General features: G+C 70.9%; 25 protein-coding genes. 8 read left to right on the top strand and 17 right to left on the bottom strand.

Features of this window, described 5'->3' with window-relative positions; all coding sequences use genetic code 11:
- Positions 1-33: 33 nt before the first annotated feature.
- The gene (locus tag ACIRPX_RS31960; protein WP_404201752.1) at positions 34-519 is read left to right on the top strand and encodes a DUF3180 domain-containing protein; all 486 of its coding nucleotides are present in this window, start codon (positions 34-36) and stop codon (positions 517-519) included.
- Between the two features lie 21 nt (positions 520-540).
- On the opposite strand, the gene folE is transcribed toward ACIRPX_RS31960, so the two are convergent.
- From folE to dacB, 6 genes are all read right to left on the bottom strand, one after another.
- Positions 541-1146 (bottom strand): GTP cyclohydrolase I FolE, encoded by a 606-nt coding sequence (gene folE, locus ACIRPX_RS31955; protein ID WP_404201750.1) that lies wholly within the window; start codon positions 1144-1146, stop codon positions 541-543.
- Between the two features lie 144 nt (positions 1147-1290).
- Positions 1291-3330, bottom strand: a complete 2040-nt coding sequence (ftsH, locus tag ACIRPX_RS31950) for an ATP-dependent zinc metalloprotease FtsH (RefSeq protein ID WP_404201748.1) — start codon at positions 3328-3330, stop codon at positions 1291-1293.
- A gap of 183 nt (positions 3331-3513) precedes the next feature.
- Positions 3514-4074 carry a hypoxanthine phosphoribosyltransferase gene (hpt, locus tag ACIRPX_RS31945; RefSeq protein WP_399138215.1) on the bottom strand — a complete coding sequence of 187 codons (561 nt, stop codon included), beginning with the start codon at positions 4072-4074 and terminating at the stop codon, positions 3514-3516.
- Between the two features lie 53 nt (positions 4075-4127).
- Positions 4128-5171, bottom strand: a complete 1044-nt coding sequence (gene tilS, locus ACIRPX_RS31940; protein ID WP_404201746.1) for a tRNA lysidine(34) synthetase TilS — start codon at positions 5169-5171, stop codon at positions 4128-4130.
- A gap of 190 nt (positions 5172-5361) precedes the next feature.
- Positions 5362-6486, bottom strand: coding sequence for a zinc-dependent metalloprotease (locus tag ACIRPX_RS31935; protein ID WP_404201744.1), 1125 nt, complete (start codon positions 6484-6486; stop codon positions 5362-5364).
- A gap of 73 nt (positions 6487-6559) precedes the next feature.
- Positions 6560-8212: a D-alanyl-D-alanine carboxypeptidase/D-alanyl-D-alanine-endopeptidase gene (gene dacB, locus ACIRPX_RS31930; protein ID WP_404201742.1), complete on the bottom strand. Its 1653-nt coding sequence runs from the start codon at positions 8210-8212 to the stop codon at positions 6560-6562.
- Between the two features lie 124 nt (positions 8213-8336).
- On the opposite strand from dacB, the gene ACIRPX_RS31925 reads away from it, so the two are divergent.
- Together ACIRPX_RS31925 and ACIRPX_RS31920 are read left to right on the top strand one after the other, a co-directional pair.
- Positions 8337-8828 (top strand): inorganic diphosphatase, encoded by a 492-nt coding sequence (locus tag ACIRPX_RS31925; protein WP_404201740.1) that lies wholly within the window; start codon positions 8337-8339, stop codon positions 8826-8828.
- Between the two features lie 104 nt (positions 8829-8932).
- Entirely contained in the window at positions 8933-10603 is a 1671-nt protein-coding gene (locus ACIRPX_RS31920) for a threonine/serine exporter ThrE family protein (protein WP_404201738.1), read from the top strand.
- Between the two features lie 16 nt (positions 10604-10619).
- Here the strand turns inward: ACIRPX_RS31920 and ACIRPX_RS31915 are convergent, their stop codons facing one another.
- On the bottom strand, positions 10620-11648 hold the full coding sequence (locus ACIRPX_RS31915) for a DedA family protein (RefSeq protein ID WP_404201737.1): 1029 nt from the start codon (positions 11646-11648) through the stop codon (positions 10620-10622).
- Positions 11649-11861: 213 nt separating this feature from the next.
- The gene (locus ACIRPX_RS31910; RefSeq protein ID WP_404201735.1) at positions 11862-12623 is read right to left on the bottom strand and encodes a MerR family transcriptional regulator; all 762 of its coding nucleotides are present in this window, start codon (positions 12621-12623) and stop codon (positions 11862-11864) included.
- A gap of 138 nt (positions 12624-12761) precedes the next feature.
- Here ACIRPX_RS31910 and ACIRPX_RS31905 point away from each other — a divergent pair, with 138 nt between their 5' ends.
- On the top strand, positions 12762-14045 hold the full coding sequence (locus ACIRPX_RS31905; protein WP_404201734.1) for an ion channel protein: 1284 nt from the start codon (positions 12762-12764) through the stop codon (positions 14043-14045).
- A 36-nt stretch (positions 14046-14081) separates the two neighbouring features.
- Positions 14082-15482, top strand: coding sequence for a glutamate decarboxylase (locus ACIRPX_RS31900; protein WP_404201732.1), 1401 nt, complete (start codon positions 14082-14084; stop codon positions 15480-15482).
- Between the two features lie 74 nt (positions 15483-15556).
- Here the strand turns inward: ACIRPX_RS31900 and ACIRPX_RS31895 are convergent, their stop codons facing one another.
- The 4 genes from ACIRPX_RS31895 to ACIRPX_RS31880 form a co-directional block, all read right to left on the bottom strand.
- On the bottom strand, positions 15557-16198 hold the full coding sequence (locus ACIRPX_RS31895; protein ID WP_404201730.1) for a PadR family transcriptional regulator: 642 nt from the start codon (positions 16196-16198) through the stop codon (positions 15557-15559).
- 24 nt (positions 16199-16222) lie between these two features.
- The gene (locus tag ACIRPX_RS31890; protein ID WP_404201728.1) at positions 16223-16771 is read right to left on the bottom strand and encodes a DinB family protein; all 549 of its coding nucleotides are present in this window, start codon (positions 16769-16771) and stop codon (positions 16223-16225) included.
- 95 nt (positions 16772-16866) lie between these two features.
- Positions 16867-18327, bottom strand: coding sequence for an aldehyde dehydrogenase family protein (locus tag ACIRPX_RS31885; protein WP_404201726.1), 1461 nt, complete (start codon positions 18325-18327; stop codon positions 16867-16869).
- Positions 18328-18439: 112 nt separating this feature from the next.
- Positions 18440-19264, bottom strand: a complete 825-nt coding sequence (locus tag ACIRPX_RS31880; RefSeq protein ID WP_404201858.1) for a helix-turn-helix domain-containing protein — start codon at positions 19262-19264, stop codon at positions 18440-18442.
- 333 nt (positions 19265-19597) lie between these two features.
- On the opposite strand from ACIRPX_RS31880, the gene ACIRPX_RS31875 reads away from it, so the two are divergent.
- Positions 19598-20113, top strand: a complete 516-nt coding sequence (locus ACIRPX_RS31875; protein ID WP_404201724.1) for an ATP-binding protein — start codon at positions 19598-19600, stop codon at positions 20111-20113.
- 92 nt (positions 20114-20205) lie between these two features.
- Here ACIRPX_RS31875 and ACIRPX_RS31870 read toward each other — a convergent pair whose 3' ends face one another.
- The 4 genes from ACIRPX_RS31870 to ACIRPX_RS31855 all read right to left on the bottom strand — a co-directional run bounded on the left by ACIRPX_RS31870 (position 20206) and on the right by ACIRPX_RS31855 (position 22033).
- Complete coding sequence (locus ACIRPX_RS31870; RefSeq protein ID WP_404201856.1) at positions 20206-20424, bottom strand: DUF397 domain-containing protein; 219 nt, start codon at positions 20422-20424, stop codon at positions 20206-20208.
- Positions 20425-20592: 168 nt separating this feature from the next.
- Positions 20593-21060, bottom strand: coding sequence for an SRPBCC domain-containing protein (locus ACIRPX_RS31865; protein ID WP_404201854.1), 468 nt, complete (start codon positions 21058-21060; stop codon positions 20593-20595).
- Positions 21061-21296: 236 nt separating this feature from the next.
- Positions 21297-21650: an ArsR/SmtB family transcription factor gene (locus ACIRPX_RS31860; RefSeq protein WP_404201722.1), complete on the bottom strand. Its 354-nt coding sequence runs from the start codon at positions 21648-21650 to the stop codon at positions 21297-21299.
- Positions 21651-21661: 11 nt separating this feature from the next.
- Positions 21662-22033: a VOC family protein gene (locus ACIRPX_RS31855; protein ID WP_404201720.1), complete on the bottom strand. Its 372-nt coding sequence runs from the start codon at positions 22031-22033 to the stop codon at positions 21662-21664.
- Positions 22034-22218: 185 nt separating this feature from the next.
- On the opposite strand from ACIRPX_RS31855, the gene ACIRPX_RS31850 reads away from it, so the two are divergent.
- Both ACIRPX_RS31850 and ACIRPX_RS31845 read left to right on the top strand, forming a co-directional pair.
- Positions 22219-22746, top strand: coding sequence for a hypothetical protein (locus ACIRPX_RS31850; protein WP_404201718.1), 528 nt, complete (start codon positions 22219-22221; stop codon positions 22744-22746).
- 93 nt (positions 22747-22839) lie between these two features.
- On the top strand, positions 22840-23373 hold the full coding sequence (locus ACIRPX_RS31845; protein WP_404201716.1) for a DUF4232 domain-containing protein: 534 nt from the start codon (positions 22840-22842) through the stop codon (positions 23371-23373).
- A 22-nt stretch (positions 23374-23395) separates the two neighbouring features.
- Here the strand turns inward: ACIRPX_RS31845 and ACIRPX_RS31840 are convergent, their stop codons facing one another.
- Positions 23396-24583 carry a DUF2786 domain-containing protein gene (locus tag ACIRPX_RS31840; RefSeq protein ID WP_404201714.1) on the bottom strand — a complete coding sequence of 396 codons (1188 nt, stop codon included), beginning with the start codon at positions 24581-24583 and terminating at the stop codon, positions 23396-23398.
- Positions 24584-24603: the final 20 nt, after the last annotated feature.

Below are 24603 nucleotides of genomic sequence, written 5' to 3'. Positions count from 1 at the left end.
TCCGCGAGGACCTGGGGGAGTTGAAGGGACACCGTGAGAGAGCTGCGCATCAGGGTGCTGGTCGGCGTGTTCGTCGTGGCCGCGATCCTGTCCTGGGCGGGCGCCCGCCTCTGGAACGCGATCGGGACCCTTCCCAGCGTCCCCCTGGCCGCCCCCATCGTGCTCGCCCTGATCGCGGTGGTCCTGCTCGCCACGGCGCTGTCCCTGCGCGCCCGCTTCAAGGCCCAGCGGGAGCGCCGCCCCGAGGCCAAGGGCGTCGATCCCCTGATGGCGGCCCGCGCGGTCGTCTTCGGGCAGGCCAGCGCACTCGTGGCCGCCCTCGTCGCCGGGATGTACGGCGGCACGGGCGTCTTCCTGCTGGAGCTCCTCGACATGCCCGCCCGCCGCGACCAGGCCATCTACGCCGGCTTCTCCGTCGTGGCGGGCATCGCCGTCATAGTGGCGGCCATCTTCCTGGAGCGCGTGTGCCGGCTCCCGGAGGACGACGAGGACAACAACGGCGCGGCGTCCCCCGCCTGACGGCGGTCCCGCAGGGCGCCGTCAGCGCGCCATGATCAGGCTCATCGCCTCGTTGCGGGTGGCCGGGTCACGCAGCTGACCACGCACGGCCGACGTTATGGTCTTCGCCCCCGGCTTGCGGACGCCGCGCATCGACATGCACATGTGCTCGCACTCGACGACGACGATCACGCCGCGCGGTTCGAGGATCTCCATCAGCGAGTCGGCGATCTGCGTGGTGAGTCGTTCCTGCACCTGCGGCCGCCGGGCGAAGACGTCCACGAGCCGGGCCAGCTTCGACAGCCCCGTGATCTTGCCGTCGCTGGACGGGATGTACCCGACGTGGGCGACGCCGACGAAGGGCACCAGGTGATGCTCGCAGGAGCTCAGCACCTCGATGTCCTTCACGAGCACCATCTCGTCGTGGCCCAGGTCGAACGTCGTCGTCAGCACGTCCTCGGGCTTCTGCCACAGCCCCGCGAAGATCTCCCGGTACGCCCGCGCGACCCGGGCCGGCGTCTCCTTGAGCCCCTCCCGGTCGGGGTCCTCGCCGACCGCGATCAGCAGTTCGCGGACGGCGTTCTCGGCGCGCTTCTCGTCGAACTCGCCGATCGAGCCCTCGCCGTCCAGCGTCACGGGGTCGGTCATGTGGTGCCTCGTTCCATTGCGGGGTCACGCGTGCGGACCACGCGTCTCAGCTGCGGACATGGCGAAATGCCGCGCCCCCCAGGCTAAAACCTGGGGGGCGCGGCGTTCATTCCGGGCCGGTCGCGGCCGCCGGAGGAGCGGTGGTCAGCTCTCCGGACGGTCCTCCGGAGCGGGCTCGGCCACCGGGGCCGACTCCGTGGCGGTGGCCTTGACGGTGGAGATCGCCGGGGTCGCGCCGTTCGCGCCGTTCGTCAGTGCGAGCTCCTTCGGGGAGAGCACCGGCGGACGGGTGGACGGCGTGCGCCGGGAGGAGCCCGTCCACGCCGGACGCGGCGGACGCTTGACGATGGGGGCGAAGATCTCGGCGATCTCCTCCTTGCCCAGCGTCTCCCGCTCCAGCAGCTGAAGGACGAGGTTGTCGAGGACGTCGCGGTTCTCGACCAGGATCTCCCAGGCCTCGTTGTGCGCGTTCTCGATGAGCTTCTTGACTTCCTCGTCCACCAGCGCGGCAACCTCTTCCGAGTAGTCGCGCTGGTGAGCCATCTCACGCCCGAGGAACGGCTCGGTGTTGTCGCCACCGAACTTGATGGCGCCCAGCCGCTCGGTCATGCCGTACTGCGTGACCATCGCGCGGGCCGTGGTGGTGGCCTTCTCGATGTCGTTCGCGGCACCCGTGGTCGGGTCGTGGAAGACGAGCTCCTCGGCCGCGCGGCCGCCCAGCATGTAGGCCAGCTGGTCCAGCATCTCGTTGCGGGTCGTGGAGTACTTGTCCTCGTCCGGCAGCACCATCGTGTAGCCGAGGGCCCGGCCTCTCGACAGGATCGTGATCTTGTGGACCGGGTCGGAGTTGGGAGACGCCGCCGCGACCAGGGCGTGACCGCCCTCGTGGTACGCGGTGATCTTCTTCTCCTTGTCCGACATGATCCGGGTCCGCTTCTGCGGGCCCGCCACCACGCGGTCGATCGCCTCGTCCAGCATGGAGTTGTCGATCAGCTTCTTGTCGCTGCGGGCCGTCAGGAGCGCCGCCTCGTTCAGGACGTTGCTCAGGTCGGCGCCGGTGAAGCCCGGGGTACGGCGGGCGACGGCCGCGAGGTCGACGTCCGGAGCGACCGGCTTGCCCTTCTGGTGGACCTTGAGGATCTCCAGGCGCCCCTGGAGGTCCGGCGGGTCGACCGCGATCTGACGGTCGAAGCGGCCCGGGCGCAGCAGCGCCGGGTCGAGGATGTCCGGCCGGTTCGTGGCGGCGATGAGAATCACACCGCCCTTGACGTCGAAGCCGTCCATCTCGACGAGCAGCTGGTTCAGCGTCTGCTCGCGCTCGTCGTGACCGCCGCCGAGGCCGGCGCCGCGGTGGCGGCCGACCGCGTCGATCTCGTCGACGAAGACGATCGCCGGGGCGTTCGCCTTGGCCTGCTCGAACAGGTCACGGACACGGGAGGCACCGACACCGACGAACATCTCGACGAAGTCGGAACCGGAGATCGAGTAGAAGGGCACTCCGGCCTCGCCGGCCACGGCGCGCGCGAGGAGCGTCTTGCCGGTACCGGGACGGCCGTAGAGCAGCACACCCTTGGGGATCTTGGCGCCGACGGCCTGGAACTTGGCCGGCTCCTGCAGGAACTCCTTGATCTCGTGGAGCTCCTCGACGGCCTCGTCACAGCCCGCGACGTCCGTGAACGTCGTCTTGGGTGTGTCCTTGGTGATGAGCTTCGCCTTGGACTTCCCGAAGTTCATGACCCGGGAGCCGCCGCCCTGCATCTGATTCATCAGGAACAGGAAGACGACCACGATCAGAACGAAGGGGAGCAGGGAGAGCAGGATGCCCAGGAAGGGATTCTGCTTGGACGGCGACACCGTGTAGCCGTCCGGGATCTGCTTGTTCTGGTACTTGGTCTGCAGCGTGTTGGCGATGGTCACGCCCTGGTCGCCGATGTAGCTCGCCTGGATCTTCGAGCTGCCCTCGACCTTGTCGCCGTCCTTGAGCTGGACCTTGACGGTCTGCTCGTCACCGGTGGTCAGCTTGGCCGACTGCACCTTGTCGTTGTTGATCGCTGCCACGACCTGGCCGGTGTCCACCGTCTTGTAGCCGCCGGACGAGCCGACGACCTGCATCAACACGACCACGGCAAGGACGGCCAGCACGATCCACATGACCGGCCCACGGAAGTATCGCTTCACGTCCATCCATACGGAGCGGTGTCGCCCCGTCCCTCCTGCCATAGTGAGTTTGATAAGACAGTTCTTCTGACGGTACCCCAGCTTTGTCGCGCGAAGCCGCACGGGAGGGCTGGCAAGCCCGTCTGCATGCTCCAACGGCGCGAAACCCGCTGGGGTTCCCGATCGTCCTACAAGGACGGCCTCGCTGGCTCAGCCGCCGTAGACGTGGGGCGCGAGCGTACCCACGAACGGGAGATTGCGGTACTTCTCGGCGTAGTCCAGGCCGTATCCCACGACGAACTCGTTCGGGATGTCGAATCCGACCCATTCCACGTCGATGGCGACCTTGGCGGCGTCCGGCTTGCGCAGCAGCGTGCACACCTTGAGCGACTCGGGCTCGCGGGAGCCGAGGTTGGACAGCAGCCAGGACAGGGTCAGCCCGGAGTCGATGATGTCCTCGACGATCAGGACGTGCCTGCCCTTGATGTCGGTGTCGAGGTCCTTGAGGATCCGCACCACGCCGGAGGACTGGGTGCCCGCGCCGTAGGAGGACACGGCCATCCAGTCCATGGTGACGGGGGTGGACAGCGACCGGGCGAGGTCCGCCATGACCATCACCGCGCCCTTGAGGACGCCGACGATCAGCAGGTCCTTGCCCGCGTACTCCGCGTCGATCTTCGCGGCCAGCTCGGCCAGCTTCGCGTCGATCTCTTCCTTGGTGATGAGCACCTGCTTGAGGTCGGCACCCATGTCTTTCGCGTCCACCCGCATCACTTTCGGTCGTCCCACCGGCCGCCCATCACCCCCCAAAGGGGGGCAAGGTTTCAGCCTTGCCGAATCACCAGTCTGCCACCCTGGCGCTGGGCGACGACTTTGCCCGGGAGATTGATGACTCCCTGGCCGCGCCAGCCGGTGATCAGCCGGTCGACTTCCTCGATGTGGCGGGCGAACAGCGAACCCGCGGGCGCCCCGGCCTCGATGGCGGCCTTGCGCAGGATGCGGCGGCGCACGGCGGGCGGCAGGCCGTAGAGCTTGGCGCACTCCAGGAGACCGGCCGCGTCGCGCACGGAGGACTCGGCCTGGCCGGCCCAGGCGTCGAGGGCGTCGGCGTCGTCACGGGAGAGCTGGGCGGTGCGGGCCAGTGCCTCGACGACGCCCTTGCCGAGCGCCTTCTCCAGGGCCGGCAGACCCTCGTGGCGCAGCCGGGAGCGGGTGTACGCGGGATCGGCGTTGTGCGGGTCGTCCCAGACGGACAGGGACTGGACCATGCAGGCCTTGCGGGCGGTCTGCCGGTCGACCTGGAGGAAGGGGCGCCGGTAACGGCCGTCGGCCCCCGAGACCGCGGCCATGCCGGACAGCGAGCGGATGCCGGAGCCGCGGGCGAGTCCCAGCAGGACCGTCTCGGCCTGGTCGTCGCGGGTGTGGCCGAGCAGGATCGCGGTGGCCGCGTGCCGGAGGGCGGCGGCGTCGAGGGCGGCGTAGCGCGCGTCGCGGGCGGCGGCCTCGGGGCCGCCTTCGCGGCCGACGGTCACGGCCACGGAGTCGACCGGGTCGAGACCCAGTTCGCGCAGGCGCAGGGCGACTTCCTCGGCCCGCAGGTCGGACCCGGCCTGCAGCCCGTGGTCGACGGTGACGGCACCGGCGCGGATGCCGAGCTTGGGGGCCTCGAAGGCGAGGGCGGAGGCGAGGGCCATGGAGTCGGCGCCGCCGGAGCATGCCACGAGCACGAGCGGCGACGACCGGCGCTCGTGCGGGGACTGCTCGAAGAGCCGTGGGCCCTTGGGGGCGGTCTGCTGCTCGTTGAGGATGTCGTGGAGGACGTGGCGGACCGCCAGGCGTATCGCCGCGACCGCTGGATGGGGACCCATGTCCGGTTCCCTTCATGAAGTTTTCGGGGGGTTGAACCCAGGTTGGTCACTCAGAGTGTGTAGATGGTGACAGAACCGGGCCGTTCCCCGAGCATCGCACGCCTACCCATCGCTCACGGTCCCTCGGACGGGTGATTGGAGGGGCGTTCGCCTGCCGTCGGCCGGATTCCTTCACGCCCTTCCCCGGGGTTCACGACTCGCTCTTGCGGTGCACCCGCGCGATCCAGTCCGCCGGTTTGGCGATCTCCGCCTTGGTCGGGAGGGTGTTGGGGGAGGTCCACACCCGGTTGAAGCCGTCCATGCCCACCTGGTCGACGACGGCTCGCACGAACCGCTCGCCGTCGCGGTACTGCCGGAGCTTGGCGTCCAGGCCCAGCAGCTTGCGCAGGGCCATGTCCAGCCGGGAGGCGCCCTTCGCGCGGCGCTGCTGGAACTTCTCGCGGATCTCGGCGACGGAGGGCACGACCTGCGGGCCCACGCCGTCCATCACGAAGTCGGCGTGGCCCTCCAGGAGGGACATCACGGCGGTGAGGCGCCCGAGGATCTCCCGCTGCGCGGGCGTCTGCACGATCTCGACGAAGGACCGTCCGCCGTCCTCCTCCTCGCCCTCGGGGCGTCCGCCCGAGAGGGACTGGGCGGCCTCGCGGATGCGCTCCAGGACCGTCATGGGGTCGACGTCGGTCTCCCCCAAGAAAGACTGGATTTCACCCTCAAGGTGGTCGCGCAGCCAGGGCACCGCGCTGAACTGCGTGCGGTGCGTCTCCTCGTGCAGGCAGACCCAGAGGCGGAAGTCGTGGGGCTGCACGTCGAGTTCACGCTCGACGTGCACGATGTTCGGGGCGACGAGGAGCAGCCGGCCACCGCCGCCCTCCCCGGCCGGGAGCTCGCGGGTGGCCGGGGCGAACGTCTCGTACTGGCCGAGGACGCGGGAGGCCAGGAACGACAGCAGCATGCCCAGCTCGACACCGGTGACCTTGCCGCCGACGGCGCCGAGGACCGCGCCGCCGGGGCTGCTGCCGCGCCGCTCCTGCATCTTGTCGAGGAGCGGCTTGAGGATCTCCCGGAAGCCGGCGACGTTCGCCCGCACCCAGCCGGGGCGGTCGACGACGAGGACGGGGGTGTCGTGGACCTCTCCCGTACCCATCTGGGTGAAGCCGCGGACGTGCTCCTCCGAGGCCTTGGCGTGCCGGCGCAGTTCCGCGACGACCTCTCGGGCCTCGTCGCGGCTCACGTCGGGGCCCGGCCGTACGAGGCGGGTCGCGGTCGCCACCGCGAGATTCCAGTCGACCATCTCGGCACCACCGATGCTCGTCATGCGTCAACGGTACGTGAGCGTCACCACTTGGGGCAGGCCGCGCGGGCGGCCCGGCGCGAGGTGACCGCCGGCGTCAGCGGCAGCCGCACCCGGCCAGGGCCGTCGCCGTGCGGTCCAGGGCCGACTGGGCCGCCGCCGGATTCGTCGTGCCCGAGGCGAGGAACGCGAAGGCCAGCAGGCGGCCGTCCTGGTCGACCACGGTGCCCGCAAGGGTGTTCACGCCCGTCAGGGTGCCGGTCTTCGCCCGTACGAGCCCGCTCGCTCCGTCGTGGTAGCGGCCGGTCAGGGTTCCGGTGAAGGCGGCCACCGGCAGGCCCGTGAGGATCGGGCGGAGTTCGGGACGGGCCGGGTCGCCCGCCTCGACCAGCAGGGCGGTGAGCAGGTCGGCCGTCAGCCGGTCGTTGCGGTCGAGGCCGCTGCCGTCATGGAACTGGGCGCCCTTGAGGGGGAGTTCGAGCTTCTTGAGCTGGGCGGCGATCGCGGCCGCGCCACCGTCGAAGCTCGCCGGCCTCCCCGTCGCGACGGCCGTCTGGCGGGCCAGGGCCTCGGCGATGTCGTTGTCGCTGTTGGTCAGCATCCGCTCGACCACGGCCGACAGCGGGGGCGAGGAGACGGCGGCGACGTTCTCGGCCTCGCTCGTCGCCCTGGACGGGCCGGGGGACGAGGCCTTGACGCCGTCGTCCTCCAGGAAGGCCGCGAACTTGCGGGCCGCGTCCGCCGCCGGGTCCGTCACGCGGGTGACCGGACCGCTCGTCGAGTCGTCGGTACGGCCCTCGTCGGCCACCAGGGCGCTCACCGGCGCGAGGTTGCCGTTGACGCCGATGGGGTGCAGCGCGGGGCCGGCGAACAGGCTCGCGTCGTAGGAGAGGGTCACCTCCCGCAGGCCGCGCTTCTTCAGCGCCTTCGCCGTCCCGTCGGCCAGATCCTTCAGGCTGGCCCAGGCCGGCCCGTCCCCGGCTCCGCCCGATCGGGAGGTGCCCCCGTCCCGCACACGGGCCGTCAGGGTGGGGTCGCCGCCGCCGACCAGGACGAGCTTCCTGCTGCCCGGCTCCAGGACGGTCCGGGTGGTCAGCCGGTGGTCGGCCCCCATCGCCGACAGGGCGGCGGTCGCGGTGGCGATCTTCGTCGTGGAGGCGGGGGTCAGCGCGTCGCCGGCGCCGGTGCCGTACAGGCGCCTGCCGGTGGCGACGTCGACGACCACGGCGGAGTGGTGGGCGCCGAGCGCCGCGTCGTCCAGCAGGGGGTCCAGGACGCCGGCGAGGGCCGTGCCGGTCGGGGACGGCCGCACGGCGGTCGTGGCGCGTCCCAGGCCGACCAGGACGGACGCGGCGCTGGGAGCCGGCCGGGGCGCTCCGGCCACCGCGCCGGACGAACCGGGCGTATCGGAATTACGGCCGTGATCTGTGCCACCCGTGCGTTCCAGGGCGACTGCGCGGTCCTCCTCGGCCGTACGCTGACCGGTGGAGTCCCAGGGACCGGCGGCGGTCGCCACGGTGACCGCGAGCGCCAGACCGGCGACCGCGGCGCCCGCGGTGAACCCCCGTGTGCCGACGGACTTCGGCCGCGTGAACCGTACGGTCCGCACGCGCGCGAGCTGCGGTTTCGCAGCGGCCGTGGCCCGTCGAAGGCCCGGCCGCACTGCGTTCGCGGCTCGTTCGAGACGCGGGCGTACGGTACCGGCGGCCTGTGCCAGACGCGGTCGTACGGCGTTCGCGACCCGCGTCACATGCGGTCTCGCAACTCGCCAAGGCCTCAACTCGGGCACGACCACCAGCCCCTTTCGCGATCACACACCTGCGTGAGGGACACTTAACCACCAGAACTATGTGCTGATCATGGAGGAGCCACCGGTGGAGTTCGACGTCACGATCGAGATCCCGAAGGGTTCGCGGAACAAGTACGAGGTGGACCACGAGACCGGTCGGATCCGCCTGGACCGTCGGCTCTTCACCTCGACCGCCTACCCGACCGACTACGGCTTCGTCGAGAACACCCTCGGCGAGGACGGCGACCCGCTGGACGCGCTGGTCATCCTGGACGAGCCGACCTTCCCGGGCTGCCTGATCAAGTGCCGCGCGATCGGCATGTTCCGGATGACGGACGAGGCCGGCGGCGACGACAAGCTGCTGTGCGTGCCCGCCACGGACCCGCGGGTGGAGCATCTGCGTGACATCCACCACGTTTCCGAGTTCGACCGCCTGGAGATCCAGCACTTCTTCGAGGTCTACAAGGACCTGGAGCCCGGCAAGTCCGTCGAGGGCGCCAACTGGGTCGGCCGCACGGACGCCGAGCTGGAGATCGAGCGGTCCTACAAGCGGTTCAAGGAGCAGGGTGGCCACTGAGGCCTGAGTCCTGCGACGGGCTGCACGCACACGCGTGCGGCCCGTTTGGTTTTCTGTGCGCATACTGGCCTTGCTGCACGCGTCGTACAGGGAGCGCCACAAACGTGACGGAGGCGGAGGACCGCAAGCCGCAGTCGGACGAGGCCAGGACCACGTTCGACCCGGAGATCACATCCGAGTTCGCCCTTCCCGCGGGCTTCGCCGCCCCCGCGGGTCTCGTCGAACCGGAGACCACGTCGGAGTTCGAGGTCCCCGTGGGCCTGGACGTCCCCCAGGCGAACGGCCCGGAGCCCGGGGGGTCGGCGTTCAGCCCTCCGCGCACCTACAACGCCGGGCAGGCCCCCGCCGCCTTCACGCCGGCGGCCGGCGTCCCCGTGGTCAGCCTGACCAAGGAAGCGCCCTGGCAGGACCGGATGCGCACGATGCTGCGGATGCCGGTGGCCGAGCGGCCCTCGCCGGAGCCGGGGCCGAAGGCGGAGGACGGCGGTCCCGCCGTCCCGCGCGTGCTCGACCTGACCCTGCGTATCGGCGAGCTGCTGCTGGCCGGCGGCGAGGGCGCCGAGGACGTGGAGGCCGCGATGTTCGCGGTCTGCCGCTCCTACGGCCTAGACCGCTGCGAGCCGAACGTCACCTTCACGCTGCTGTCGATCTCCTACCAGCCGTCCCTCGTCGAGGACCCGGTGACGGCCTCGCGGACCGTGCGGCGCCGAGCCGTCGACTACACGCGGCTGGCCGCCGTGTTCCAGCTGGTGTTCGACCTCAGCGACGCGGAGCATCACCTCTCCCTGGAGGAGGCCTACCGGCGGCTCGCCGAGATACGGCGCAACCGGCACCCCTACCCGGGGTGGGTGCTGACCGGGGCGAGCGGCCTGCTCGCGGGCGCGGCCTCCGTGCTCGTCGGCGGTGGACCGTTCGTGTTCCTGGCGGCCGCGCTGGGCGCGATGCTCGGCGACCGGCTGGCGTGGCTGTGCGCCGGGCGCGGGCTGCCGGAGTTCTACCAGTTCACGGTGGCCGCGATGCCGCCCGCCGCCCTCGGGGTCGCGCTCACCGTCGCGCACGTCGACGTCAAGGCGTCCGCCGTCATCACCGGTGGCCTGTTCGCGCTGCTGCCCGGACGGGCGCTGGTGGCGGGCGTGCAGGACGGCCTCACCGGCTTCTACATCACCGCGTCGGCGCGGCTGCTGGAGGTCATGTACCTCTTCGTCGGCATCGTCACGGGCGTGCTGGTCGTCCTGTACTTCGGGGTGAACCTGGGCGCCAAGCTCAACCCGGACGCGGCCCTGGGCAACTCCACGCAGCCCGTCGTGCAGATCTGTGCGTCGATGCTGCTGTCCCTGACCTTCGCCGTGCTGCTCCAGCAGGAGCGGGCCACCGTGCTGTGGGTGACGCTGAACGGCGGCGTCGCCTGGGTGGTCTACGGCGCGCTGCACTACCCCGGCGGGCTCTCGCCCGTCGCCTCCACCGCGGTGGCGGCGGGCCTGGTGGGCCTGTTCGGCCAGCTGCTGTCGCGCTACCGGTTCGCGTCCGCCCTGCCCTACACGACGGCGGCGATCGGGCCCCTGCTGCCGGGCTCCGCCACCTACTTCGGGCTGCTGGCGATCGCCCAGAACGAGGTCGACAAGGGGCTGGTCGCCCTGGCCACGGCCGTCTCCCTGGCCATGGCCATCGCCATCGGGGTCAACCTCGGCTCCGAGATCTCACGGCTGTTCCTGCGGGTACCGGGCGCGGCGAGCGCGGCCGGCCGCCGGGCCGCCAAGCGGACCCGAGGGTTCTAGGGCGCGTCGAACGGCCCTAGCCGCGCGGAGGCTGTCCGTGGTGCGGGTCGTCGTACTGCTGCTGGTACGGATACTGCGGGGCGTACTGCCGGTCGGGGTCGTACGGCTGGCGGTCCGGGTCGTACGGCTGGTTCGGTGCGGAGGACCGGTCCGGGTCGTACGGCTGCTGCTGCGGCGCGTACTGCTGCGGGTACGGCTGGGGGTACTGCTGCGGGGAGTGCTGCTGCGGGTACTGCTGCTGCGGAGAGTGCTGCGGGTACTGCTGCTGGGAGTACTGCTGCTGGGAGTACTGCTGCTGGTACTGCTGCGGCCGATGGTGGCCGCGGTCGTCCGCCGCCGGGACGCGGCGCAGCCGGGTCGTCGCGTCGTCCATGACCGGGGGCCGGTGCTGCTCCGGCGCCGCAGCGGGGGCCTCGGCGTTCTTCCTGGCCCTGCCGCGGGCGCGCAGGAACTCGATGGCGATCGGGACCACCGAGACCAGGACGATCAGGACCAGGATCGCCTCGATGTTCTTGTGGACGACGTCCACGTTGCCGAGCCAGGAGCCCAGCAGGGTCACGCCCGCGCCCCACAGCACGCCGCCGATGACGTTGAAGGTGAGGAAGGAGCGGTACCGCATGCCGCTGACGCCCGCGATGATCGGCGTGAACGTGCGCACGATGGGCACGAAGCGGGCCAGGACCAGGGACTTGGGGCCGTACTTCTCGAAGAACTCGTGCGCCTTGGCCACGTTCTCCTGCTTGAACAGGCGGGAGTCGGGGCGGCTGAAGAGCGAGGGGCCGACCTTCTTGCCGAAGAGGTAGCCCGCCTGGTCGCCGGCGATCGCGGCGAGGCAGATGAGCAGGACCGCCGCCCACAGCGGGAAGTCCATGGTGCCGGCGGTGATCAGCAGGCCGCAGGTGAACAGCAGCGAGTCACCCGGCAGGAAGAAGCCGATGAGCAGGCCCGACTCGGCGAAGACGATCAGGAGCAGGCCCCAGATGCCGAACGTGTCGAGCAGATGGTTCGGATCCAGCCAGCTCGGGCCGAGGGCAAGCGTCGTCACGGTTCCGGGCTCCCTGAGGGGGTGAGAGAAGGTACGGCGTCCTTCCGCGGGCGCACAAAGCTATCAACGCAATGTGTCCGCCCCAGGTTCCACCGGTGCCTCCAGGATGCACTGTGCGCGGCCTGGCACAAAGCTGTGAGCCACGGGAGGGGACAGGACCGGGAACCGGCCGCGGTGGTCCCGGCCCGGGAGCGGGCTCCCGGACCGGGTGCGCTATGCGGTGCGACGGTCGGCGTTCGCCAGGATCGCGTCCCTCAGGTGCTCGGCCAGGCCCGGGCGCATGGCGTCGTAGAACGCCTTGAAGCGCTCGTCGGCGACGTACATCTCGGCGAGACAGCGGTGCATGTCGTACGGGCACGCGTAGAACCACCTGCTGATGTGCTGCCGGTGCTCCTCGGCCAGGTCCGTCGCCGCCTCCCCGGCCGCCGGCTCGCCCGCGGCCACCAGCGCGGTGTACCGCTCGGCCCAGGCGTCGGCCTCGGCCTGCAGGCGCTTCCAGTCCTCCTTGGTGTAGGCGGCCGCGCGGCGCTGCGACTCGGCGTACGCCTCCGTGTTCCCCCAGCGCTGCTCGGTCTCCTCGGCGTACTGCGCGGGGTCGTTGTCCCCGAAGACCTCGAAGCGCTCCTCGGGTGTGAGGTTGATCCCCATCTTGCGTGCCTCCATGGCGTGTTCGACGGCCGCCGCCATCTTCTGGAGCCGCTCGATCCGGGCGATCAGCAGCTCGTGCCGGCGGCGCAGGTGCGCGCGCGGGTCCGCGGCCGGATCGTCGAGCAGGGCGGCGACCTCGTCGAGCGGGAAGCCGAGCTCCCGGTAGAACAGGATGCGCTGCAGCCGGTCGAGGTCGGCGTCGCTGTAGCGCCGGTGTCCCGCACGGCTGCGCTCGCCGGGGGCGAGCAGGCCGATGTCGTCGTAGTGGTGCAAGGTGCGCACCGTGACGCCCGCGAAGCCCGCGACCTGTCCCACGGAGTAACTCACTTCGTCCGCTCCCTTCTCGGTACGCACTCCACGCTGAACCCTCACGCCACGTGAGGTGCAAGTCGGTTCACCGGCGGATGCCCGGGTGTCGCCCGCCCTCCGGATGTTTCCTGCCTTTCGTCCGCTTATGGTGAGCCCGTGGCCCACGATTCCGCCCAGCGGGCGCCCGCGGTCCCGGCGACACCGGCGCGCACGCTGGTGCCGTTGATCATCCCCGCTCTGGTCGTGGGAGTGGGGGCGAGCCTTCTGCTCGTGGGCGTGAGCGCGGCGGCGGGCCGGCTCCAGCACGTGCTCTGGAACAACCTGCCGGACGCCCTCGGGGTGGGCCGGTACTCCGTCCCGTGGATTCTCGTCGTGCTGACCACGACCGGCATCGCGGTCGGCCTGGTGGTGTGGAAGGTGCCCGGGCACGCGGGCCCGGATCCGGCGACCCTGAGCCTGAACGCCCCCGTCCTGCCGCTCTCCGTGCTGCCCGGCCTGGTGCTGGCGACCGCGCTGATGCTCGCGGGCGGGCCGAGCCTCGGGCCGGAGAACCCGATCATCGCGGTGAACGTGGCACTCGCCTACTGGCTGGGGAGCCGGCTGATCAGCCGGGCCCCCGGACACCTGTGGCCGGCGCTCGCCGAGGCGGCGACGATCGGCGCCCTGTTCGGGACGCCCGTGGCGGCGGCGCTGGTCATCTCCGAGGCGCTCGCCGGCCGGCAGATGAGGGGGCTGCTCTGGGACAACGTGTTCGGGCCCCTGGTGGCCGCCGGGGCGGGCTCCCTGACCACCTCGCTGGTGGCGCGGCCGAGCTTCGACCTGCGGCTGCCGCCCTTCGGCCGGCCCGGCTGGGCCGATCTGCTGTCCGTCCTGGTGGTCGCGTCGCTGGCGGCGGTGCTCGGCATGTGCGCCGTCTACGCCTTCCCGTACCTCCACCGCGCCTTCGCGCGCCTCGACCACCCCATGCTGGCTCTGCCGGCCGGCGGGCTCGTGCTGGGGCTGCTGGGCGCCCTGGGCGGGCATCTGACACTCTTCAAGGGCCTGGACGAGGTCGCCGACCTGGCGAAGAACCCGGACGGCTGGTCGGCCGGGCAGTTCGTGGGGATGGCCGTGGTGAAGCTGGCCGCGCTGCTCGTCGCCGCGTCCTGCGGCTTCCGGGGCGGCCGCATCTTCCCGTCGGTGTTCGTCGGGGCCGCCTTCGGGCTGGGCGCGCACGCCTTGGTTCCGGCCGTTCACCCGGCGGTCGGCGTCGCCGCGGGCGTCCTGGGCATACTCCTCGCCATCACCCGCCAGGGCTGGGTGAGCCTGTTCACGGCCGCGGTGCTGGTGTCCGAACCCTCGATCATCGCCCTGCTCTGCTTCGCCTCGCTGCCCGCCTGGCTGCTGGTGACCGGCCGGCCCCAGATGCAGCTGCGGGACGACGGAACTCCGGTCCACTGACACCCGTTCCTCGATTGACACAAGGGAGACAAGGCCATGGCCCTCCACAAAGGCCCGCAGAAGCACGACGAGCGTCCGGTGTCGGTCAACCCCTTCTTCGGGGAGGCCAATCCGGTCGCCGGCATGACCGGCGCTCCGCCCAGGCACCGGCTCCCGGACAGTCCGCTGCCGCCCATGACGGCGTATCAGCTGGTGCACGACGAGCTGATGCTGGACGGCAACTCCCGGCTGAACCTCGCCACGTTCGTCACCACCTGGATGGAACCGCAGGCCGGTGTCCTGATGGCGGAGTGCCGGGACAAGAACATGATCGACAAGGATGAGTACCCGCGCACCGCCGAGCTGGAGCGGCGCTGCGTGGCGATGCTCGCCGACCTGTGGAACGCGCCGGATCCGGCGGCCGCCGTCGGCTGTTCCACGACCGGGTCCAGCGAGGCGTGCATGCTCGCCGGGATGGCCCTGAAACGGCGCTGGAGCAAGCGGAACCCCGCCCCCGGGGCGCGCCCCAACCTGATCATGGGGGTCAACGTCCAGGTGTGCTGGGAGAAGTTCTGCAACTTCTGGGAGGTCGAGGCGCGCCTCGTGCCCATGGAGGGTGAGCGCTTCCACCTCGACCCGCAGGCCGCCGTCGACCTGTGCGACGAGAACACCATCGGGGTCGTGGGCATCCTCGGCTCCACCTTCGACGGCTCCTACGAGCCCATCGCCGACCTGTGCGCGGCCCTCGACGCCCTCCAGGAGCGCACCGGCCTCGACATCCCCGTGCACGTCGACGGCGCGTCCGGCGGCATGATCGCGCCGTTCCTCGACGAGGACCTGGTGTGGGACTTCCGCCTCCCGCGCGTGGCGTCCATCAACACCTCGGGGCACAAGTACGGCCTCGTCTACCCGGGCGTCGGCTGGGCCCTGTGGCGCGACAAGGAGGCGCTGCCCGAGGAGCTGGTCTTCCGCGTCAACTACCTGGGCGGCGACATGCCGACCTTCGCCCTCAACTTCTCCCGCCCGGGCGCCCAGGTGGTCGCGCAGTACTACACGTTCCTGCGGCTGGGCCACGAGGGCTATCGCGCCGTGCAGCAGACCACCCGGGACGTGGCCGTGTCCCTCGCCGACCGGGTCGAGGCGCTCGGCGACTTCCGGCTGCTGACGAGGGGCGACCAGCTGCCCGTCTTCGCGTTCACCACCGCGGACGGCGTGAGCGCGTACGACGTCTTCGACGTGTCCCGGCGGATGCGGGAGAGCGGCTGGCTGCTGCCCGCGTACACCTTCCCGCCGAACCGGGAGGACCTGTCCGTGCTGCGGGTGGTGTGCCGCAACGGCTTCTCCAGCGACCTCGCCGACCTGTTCGTGGAGGACCTGTCCCGGCTGCTGCCCGAACTGCGCAAGCAGCCGCACCCCGCACCCAAGGACAAGGGAGCGGCCACCGGCTTCCACCACTGACGGGCAGCGCCCCTCAGGGGACCCCGCACCGGGTGTTCAGCGGTCCACCGGGTGTTCAGCGGTCCACCGGGTGTTCAGCGGTCGTCCCCGGGGTGGTGCTCCCCCGTCGCGTAGGGGTTCTCCTCGCCGTCCGCCAGGACACCGACGAACGGCTCTCCCTCCCCCGCGAAGGTGTACGCCCCGCCCTCGATCCGCCCGATCAGCTTCTGGGTCCACCCGGCCTCTACGTCGGCCGTGTGGACCCAGAGGTTCATGATCTCGCCGATGTGGCCGAGCTGTTCGGGGCCGCCCTCGGGGACGTAGTGCTCGGTGACCGAGGAGCGCCACGCCTCGGTGCGCCGGATCCGCTCCTTCAGCAGCGCCACCACCTCGGCCCGCGGCAGGTCGACCATGAAGCCGATCGCCGCCGACTTGACGTCCGTCTTCTGGTCGTACGAGGTCAGCGCCTCACGCAGCAGCCGGAAGTACTCCCGCGTGCCCCGGTCGGTGATCTCGTACTCCGTGCGCGGCGGGCCGCCGGCCGTCGACGGCGCGATCTCGTGCCCGTGCAGCAGCCCTTGCTTCGCCATCTGCTTGAGCGCGTGGTAGATCGAGCCGGGCTTGGCGTTGGACCACTCGTGCGCGCCCCAGTACTCCAGGTCGCCGCGCACCTGGTAGCCGTGGGCCCGCCCGTGCCGGCGGACCGCGCCGAGCACCAGGAGACGGATCGCTGACATGGGGCCAGCGTAGGACCCTTGACGTCAGCCCCCGCTCGTGCCCTGCTCCTTGGCGACCAGCTCGAAGGCGGTGGCGCCGTCCAGGGACTCGCGGATGATGTCGGCGTGCCCGGCGTGCCGCGCGGTCTCGCGGATCAGGTGCAGGCAGAGCCAGCGCACCGAGACACGGCCCTCCGGCGGGAACCAGGGCTGGTCCGGCAGCGGGAAGGTGTCGTCGAGGCTCGGCACGGAGCGGATGTACGCCTCGGTCTCCGCGGCGACCTTCTCCCAGTGGGCGAGCTGCGACTGCACGGTCTCGCCCTCGACCAGCTGGAACGTCTCGTGCCAGTTGGAGGCGTCCCGCTGGATGGCCGGCGGCTCCTGCCGGGCCCGCGCGATCCAGCCCTGCTCGACCTCGGCCACGTGCTTGAGCAGGCCGGACAGGGACAGCTCGCTCGCGCTGGGCCTGCTCGCGGCCTGCTCCTCGGTCAGTCCGAGCAGGGCGCGCCGGATGCCGCCGCGCTGTTCCTCGATGAACGCGAGCAGCGCTCCGCGCTCGTCGCCCTGGGCTTCTGCGGAAACGTGAGTGACCATGACCGGCCGCCTTTCGTCGGGTGCTGCGGGGAGGGGGAGCCGGGGGCTCCCCCTGACACCGACGAAGCTACGGGTCGTCTAGGACAGGTTCCGTCCTAGAAGGGGAAGCCGCTCCGGCCGTGCTGCACCGAGATCCATTTCAGCGTGGTGAAGCAGTCGACGGTCGACTCGCCGTTCAGCCGGCCCACACCCGAGCTCTTCTCGCCGCCGAAGGGGACGAGCGGCTCGTCGTGGACGGTGCCGTCGTTGACGTGGAACATGCCGGTGTCGATCTGCTTGGCGAAGTTGACGCCGCGCTCGACGTCGCCCGTGTGGACGGCCCCGCTCAGGCCGTACGGCGTGTCGTTGACCATGGCGACCGCCTCCTGCTCACCGTCGAAGGGGATCAGGAAGGCGACCGGGCCGAAGACCTCCTGCCGGAGCAGGGCCGAGTCGGCGGGCAGGTCGGTCAGGATCGAGGGCTCGACCAGGTTCTCGGTGGTCGCGCCGTGCACCAGGGCCGTCGCGCCCTCGGCGATCGCCTGCTCGACGGTGGCCGAGATGGCGTCCGCCTGCGAGGAGTTGATCACCGGGCCGATGACGGTCTGCGGGTCGCTCGGGTCCCCGGCCTTGAGCGTCCTGACCTTGGCGACGAACTTCTCGGTGAACTCGTCGGCGATGACGCGGTCGACGAGCACGCGGTTGGCCGCCATGCAGACCTGGCCCTGGTGGACGTACCGGCTGAAGACCGCGGCGTCGACCGCGTAGTCGATGTCGGCGTCGTCGAGGACCACGATCGCGCTGTTGCCGCCGAGTTCGAGGACCGAGCGCTTGAAGTGCGCGGCGCAGACCGTGGCCACATGGCGGCCGACCTTGTCGGAGCCGGTGAACGAGATGACCTTCGGCACCGGGTGCTCGATGAAGGCGTCGCCGATCTCGGCGATGTCGGTGATGACGACATTCAGCAGACCGCCCGGCAGCCCCGCGTCCTCGAAGATCTTCGCGACCAGCGAACCGCCGGTGATCGGGGTGTTCTGGTGCGGCTTGAGCACCACGCCGTTGCCGAGCGCGAGGGCCGGGGCGACCGACTTCAGGGACAGCAGGAAGGGGAAGTTGAAGGGGCTGATGACGCCCACGACCCCCACCGGCACGCGGTAGAGGCGGTTCTCCTTGCCGTCCACCGGCGACGGGAGGATCTTGCCCTCGGGGCGCAGCGCCCACTGGATCGACTCGCGCAGGAACTCCTTGGCCAGGTGGAGTTCGAAGCCGGCCTTCAGCCGGGTGCCGCCGAGCTCGGCGATGATCACCTCGGCGATCTCCTGCTCGCGCTCCTCGATCAGCCTGAGCGCCCTCTCCAGGACCGCCCGGCGGGCGTAGGCGTTGGTTCTCGCCCATTCCTTCTGGACGCGGGCGGCCGCGCGGTACGCCTCGTCGACCTCGTCGACCGTGGCTATCGTGATCGACGCCAGCTTCTCGCCGTTGTACGGATTGAAGTCGATGATGTCCCAGGAGCCGGTACCCGGGCGCCACTCACCGTCGATGTACTGCTGGGCCAGGTCGGTGAAGTAGGACGACATGTGATCCCCAAATCACTAGCAGACAGACGATCGGCGTCACGGTCTGATCACATGTCATCGTACTGGTGGCGCAGGTGAGTTGGGGACGCTCCGCAATCTTCTGGGGAGAACCCTAGGAAAGCTGGAGGAGACCCCGCAGCAGATCGCGGCTCTCGTCCGGCCCGGGACTGTCCTGCTGAAGCTCCTTGAGCGCCTTCTCGTACTGGACGACGTCCTCGTGTTTGTCCAGGTAGAGCGCGCTGGTGAGCTGCTCCAGGTAGACGACGTCCGACAGGTCGGACTCGGGGAAGCTGAGCAGCGTGAACGCCCCGCTCTCGCCCGAGTGACCGCCGAGGCTGAACGGCATGACCTGAAGCCGTACGTTGGGCCGCTCGGAGATCTCGATCAGGTGCTGGAGCTGGCCGCGCATCACCTCGCGGTCGCCGTAGGGCCGGCGCAGGGCGGCCTCGTCCAATACGACGTGGAACTCGGGGGCGTGCTCGGAGACCAGGCCCTTCTGCCGCTCGAGACGCAGCGCCACACGCTTGTCGATGTCGGCGGCGCTCGCGCCCTTCATGCCCCGCTTCACGACCGCGCGCGCGTACGCCTCGGTCTGCAGCAGGCCGTGCACGAACTGCACCTCGTAGGCGCGGATCAGGTGCGCCGCACCCTCCAGGCCCACATAGGTGGGGAACCAGGTCGGCAGGACGTCGGAGTAACTGTGCCACCAGCCGGCGACGTTGGCCTCGCGGGCCAGGGAGACGAGCTGCGCGCGCTCCTGCTCGTCCGTGATGCCGTAGAGCGTCAACAGGTCTTCCACGTCACGTGTCTTGAAACTCACGCGGCCCAGTTCCATCCTGCTGATCTTGGATTCGGAGGCACGGATCGAGTAACCCGCTGCCTCGCGGGTGATTCCGCGCGCCTCGCGCAGCCGCCTGAGTTGCGAGCCGAGCAGCATGCGCCGCACCACCGATCCGGGCTCTCCCACGCTCACGTTCGCCAGCCTCCCCAACCGCTTCAGAGGCCAGAGTCTGCCACTAAAACACTCCGAGCAGTACTCGTCCGATTACAGAGAAGGCAAGAAGTCAAAGATTCCGCACAGGAGAGAGGAAGGAGTTGGCAACCACAGGGAGAGAAGTTGGCGGAAAAAATGCCCCACAAGCGGTACGGGGACGTCTAATTCGGTCACGTGCACGTGCATCTGCACCTTGCATCTGCACCGCACATCCGAAACCATGGTCCCGCGCCACCGCTGCATCGCAACGACCGCGAATTCCCGGGAGTGCCTCGCATGGGGACGAATGGATCGACCATGCTCGAGCCGTTACGGCAGGGCCTTCCGCCGCTTGATCTCACGGCCGTGTCCAACGCCGCCTCCTGCGCCCTGCCCGCCCGGTACGAAGCGGTGCGCGAGGCGCGGAACTTCACCCGCAGCACCCTCGGCCAGTGGGACATAGGCGAGCGCTTCGACGACGTGTGCCTGGTGGTCTCCGAGCTCGTCACCAACTCCCTGCGGCACGGCCTGCCGGACGGCACCCTGTGCACCGCGGACCAGAGCCCGCCCGTACGGCTGCACCTGATGCGCTGGACCGAGCGGCTGGTGTGCGCGGTGCGCGACCCGAGCCAGGCCGGCCCGGTCGCACGCGAGGCGGACGACTTCGCGGCCGAGTCGGGCCGCGGCCTCTTCCTCGTCGACTCCTTCGCCGACGGCTGGGGCTGGCACCCGATGGCGGGGACGCTGGGCGGCAAGGTCGTCTGGGCACTGTTCCGGCTGCCGCACGCGGTCCGGCCGCAGTCCGCCGAATAGGGAACCCGGGCGTTGTTCGACGCCCGGGTTCTACGCGCGTTACAGCCCGTAAAGAGCTGCTTGCCCCGGTTTGTCCCGGGGCAGGGCAGCGGTCAGCCCGCTATCAGGTGGTCGAACTCGCCGTCCTTGATGCCCAGGAGCATCGCCTCGATCTCCGCGCGCGTGTAGACCAGCGCCGGACCGTCGGGGAAACGTGAGTTGCGCACGGCCACCTCGCCGCCGGGCAGTCTCGCGAACTCCACGCAGGAGCCCTGCGAGTTGCTGTGCCGGCTCTTCTGCCAGGCCACCTCGTTCAGCTCCGTGGCTGCCATGCCGTTGTACGCGTCGCGGTCCACAGGTCGCTCCCCGGTGGTGCGGTGGCCATGTGGCCATTGATGCAAAGGTCAACTGTCCGGATCATAGCCGTGTTCATGTGCAGATGCATGAGCAGATGCACGTGCACGGGGGGTGGTCCTGCGGTTACAGCTTTGGCGAGCGCTTTACCCGATCCCTTCGAGCGTCTGCCCCAAGGCCCGCAGGACATGCGACCGCCAGCCGCCGCCCATGATCCTGCGCGCCATCAGCTGCGCCGGGTCGTCCGGGTCGAATCCCTCGTGCACTAGGAACAGACGCGTACCGCGCCCTTCCTGTTCCAGTGTCCAAGTGATGGTCCAGTCCGCGGGATTGGCCGGATCGGCGTCGGCCCAGCGGAGGCGGAGCATCCGCCCGATGTCGTAGGCGAGGACCCGCACGTCGACGACGCCGGAGAAGTCGGTGCGGGGCCTGGGTACGGAGGTCAGGCGATACCGGTGCCCCACCTCCAGCCGGAAGTCCTCGGCCCCCTGCATCTGCCACTGCACGAGCAGCTCGGGCTCGGTCAGGGCGCGCCAGACCTTGGCGGGCGGGTGGGGGAAGAAGTGGTCGACACGGATGACGGTCAGGTCGCCGCCGCTCAGATCGTCGTCCAGGTCGGCGTCCAGGTCGGCGTCCAGGTCGGCGTGGGACGGATCGTCGTGGGGCCGATCGTCGTGGGACGGAGCGGCGTGGGACGGATCGTCGTGGGACGGATCGTCGTGGGACGGAGTGGCGCGGGGCCGATCGCCGTGGGACGGATCGTCGTGGGACCGAGCGGCGCGGGGCCGATCGCCGTGGGACGGAGCGGTGTGGGACGGGTCGTCCTCGCGGCCGTCGGTGGGTTCGGTGCTCATGCCGGGTCATCGTCGGGCATGCGGTCCAGCAGATCGCCGAGGCCCTTCAGCCGCTCGCGCCAGAACCGCTCGTACGGATGGAGCCAGTCCTGCACCTCGGCGAGCGGGGCCGCCTCGAGCCGGTAGATGCGCTGCCGGCCGGAGCGCTGCTCGGAGACGAGGCCGGCCTCCCGGAGCACCTTGAGGTGCTCCGAGAGGCTCGGGCGGCGCATGTCGAAGTGGTCGGCCAAGGCCTGGACGGGCTGGGGCCCGCGCTCGCGCAGCAGCCGCAGCACCTCGCGGCGGGTGGCGTTCGCGAGCGCGGCGAAGACGCGGTCGTCGGCGGCCTCTCGGGCCCCGGCTGCGGGCATGGCCGGCCTTTCTACTCGTGGGCCTCCGTGATCAGCATCAGACCGTTGCCGTCCGGGTCCCGGAAGGAGGCCATCCGCCCCCACGGGAAGTCGTCCGGGCCCTGCACCTCGGTGCCGGCCCCGGCGAGCCGGGCGCAGTCGGCGTCGACGTCGGTCGTGACCAACATGATCCCCCGGGTCGATCCGGGATCGAAATCCCCCATCCCCGGCCCGGAGAGCGTGAAGACGGTCTGCGCGCCCTTCGGCGCCACCTGGAGCCATCGGCCCGGCGGCATCCGGAGGTCGGCGGTGACCTCGAATCCGAGGACGTCCCGATAGAAGCACAGGGCACGGTCCTGGTCGATGACGGGGAGGGTGACGAACGAGGCGTGGGTGATGTTCATGGGATCGACAATAGGTAGGCATTTCCCTACGAGTCAAGCGTAGGGAATGTCCTACTCATTGAGGTGCACATCTCCCTCACAGGCGCTCCCCCTGGGCCCCCTGGGTGCTGCTGGTAGCTTGCTGCGGGCGTTTCGGTCGTGGGCCGGGGCGCCGGGCACCTACTGCTACAGCTTGGGAGCTTTCAGTGACTTCGTCGATGTTCACGCGTTCCTCTCGCAGGGTGTCGCGTCGGCAGGTGCGGATCGCGGCGGCGGCCGCGGGGCTGGTGGGCACGCTGGTGCTGAGCGCGTGCAGCGACGGCGGTGGCTCCAAGGACGACTCCTCGGCCCGCCCCTCCGCCTCCTCGACCACGACGGCGGACACGGGTGGAAGCACCGGCGGGACCGCGAGCGCGTCCGACGACCTCCAGGGCAGCTGGCTCGCCACGACCGGCGGCAAGGCCGTCGCGCTGGTGATCAACGACAAGCAGGCCGGACTCTTCTCCACCGGCGGAACCGTGTGCAGCGGTACCGCCGGCAAGGAGGCCGACATGCGGATGATCCACCTGACCTGCGCGAACGGTGACAAGAGCCGGGCGTCGGGCATGGTCGACTCCGTGTCGAAGAGCGCGATGCGGATCACCTGGTCGGGCAGCGTCGGCAAGGAGACGTACACCAAGTCGAAGGGCGGGACCCTGCCGACGGGGTTGCCGACGGCGAGCCTCGGGCAGTAGCCGCCGGGGGCGCGCGAGCGCCTCACGCGCGCGTGCGTGATGATCGGTGCACGCGATCACCGGCGTCACGCCGCAGAGCACCCGAGGACCCCTATGCGCGCCACCCCCGTCGCCGTCGCCGCTCTCTGCGCGGCCCTGCTCCTGTCCGCCTGCGGCACCGGCGGCGGTGACGGCGGCGGCGGCGGCAACGGCAAGGCCGCCACGTCCGGCGGCGCCTGCACGCTCGACGGTGTGGGCGTGCAGGTCGCGGCGAGCGCCGCTCCCTCCGCCGGCGACTCCGGCGACGTGACCGTCACGCTCACCAACCACGGCTCGACGTGCACCCTGGACGGCTTCCCGGCGGTGCGTCTGCAGGCCGGCGGCACCACGAGCACCGTGCCGTCGGACCCGGCGGCCAGGGCCCGCAAGCTGACCCTCGCCAAGGCGGCGACCGCCTCCTTCACGATCACCTACGTGCGCGGCGAGGCGGGCGGCGAGCGGAGCCTCGCGGTCGAGAAGGCCACGTTCGGCCTGCCCGGCTCCTCCGCCGGGCACGACATCGCCTGGTCGTACGGCGAGGTGGCCCTCACGGACGGCGCGGACCGGCCGAACGCCTCGGTGACCGCCTTCCAGCAGGCCGGCGACTGACGCCCGCCCGCCCCCGCACGGCTCAGGGAAGCCGCGGCCGGGTGCCCACCCGGGCCCGGTCCGCGGCCTGCGCGCCCTCGGTCCAGCCCGCCGCGTCGCTCACCCCGCGCAGACGGCTGGTGGTGGTGTGCGGGAACAGGCGGTCCGTGCGGTCGCCGACCGCGACCTCGCGGGAGGCCAGCACCGGAAGCAGGTCGTCGGTCACCTGCGTCTCGGCGGCCGCCGCCAGGCGCGTGCCTATCCGGTGGGCGTAGGCCGCGAGGAAGGACTGGCGGAAAGTCTTGGTGCGCTTGCGGCCGCCCGCGCGCTGGGCCGCCTCCGCCTTCGTCATGGCGGCCGTGGCCTGCACCAGCAGCGAGGTGTGGAGCAGCTCGACCGCCTCCAGGTCGGCCTCGAAGCCGACGACGGTGGAGAAGCCCAGCGGTTCGTTCCACACCGCGCGGCAGTGGTTGGCGGTGGCGACCGCGTCCAGCAGCACCGCCTTGGCCTGTTCGTACGGCGCCTCGACGCCGATCCGGCAGGCGCCGGGGGCGGACGGGGACGGCGCCCGGGCCGCGAGCAGCGCCTCGTCGATGCTGTGCCGGGCCATCAGCTCCTGGGCCTTGGCGGACAGCGCCTCCGCCTCCTCCGGGAAGCCGGTCGCCTCCGCCTTGGCGAGCAGCGCGCGGATGCGGGTGAGCATCCGGGACTCGGTGCCGCGGCCGGACACGGGGCCGGGCGCGGGACCGGACCGGTGCACGGGCTCCTCGAGGAATTCGAGCGCCGGCAGGCGCAGCAGCAGGCGGTACAGCTCCAGGACGGCGGTCGCGTGCGTGAAGCGGTCGGTGCCGGGGGGCGCGGTGACGGCACCGGTGCTCCGGGACGGCCCGGCGCTCCCGGCTCCCCCGGCCTCGGCGGTGAGGTCGTCCAGCTGCGCCTGCCAGCGGGGGCCGCGCGGGCCGTCGTGCGGCGCCTGGGCGCGGATCAGTGCCGAGGCCAGGCGCACGTGGACGTCGTCCAGCTCGCGCCGCACGATCCGCACGACATCGGCGGGCTGCCAGCCGCGCTGCCAGGCCGACGCCACGAACTCCCTGCCGCGCCGTGCGAGTTCGGCGTCGGCCTCCGGGTCCGCGGCCAGCAGGGAGGCGCCCGTGTCGAGGGCGGTGTCGGTCTCGGCGTACAGAGCAGTCCCGAAGGCGCTGTCGACGGTGCCGGAGGCAGTGCTGCTCACCCGTCGATCGTGCCACGCGG

Source organism: Streptomyces sp. NPDC101225, from assembly GCF_044767585.1.
Classification (GTDB): Bacteria; Actinomycetota; Actinomycetes; order Streptomycetales; family Streptomycetaceae; genus Streptomyces.
Note: the sequence above shows the minus strand (reverse complement) of the source record. Positions and strands in the feature narration are given on the sequence as shown.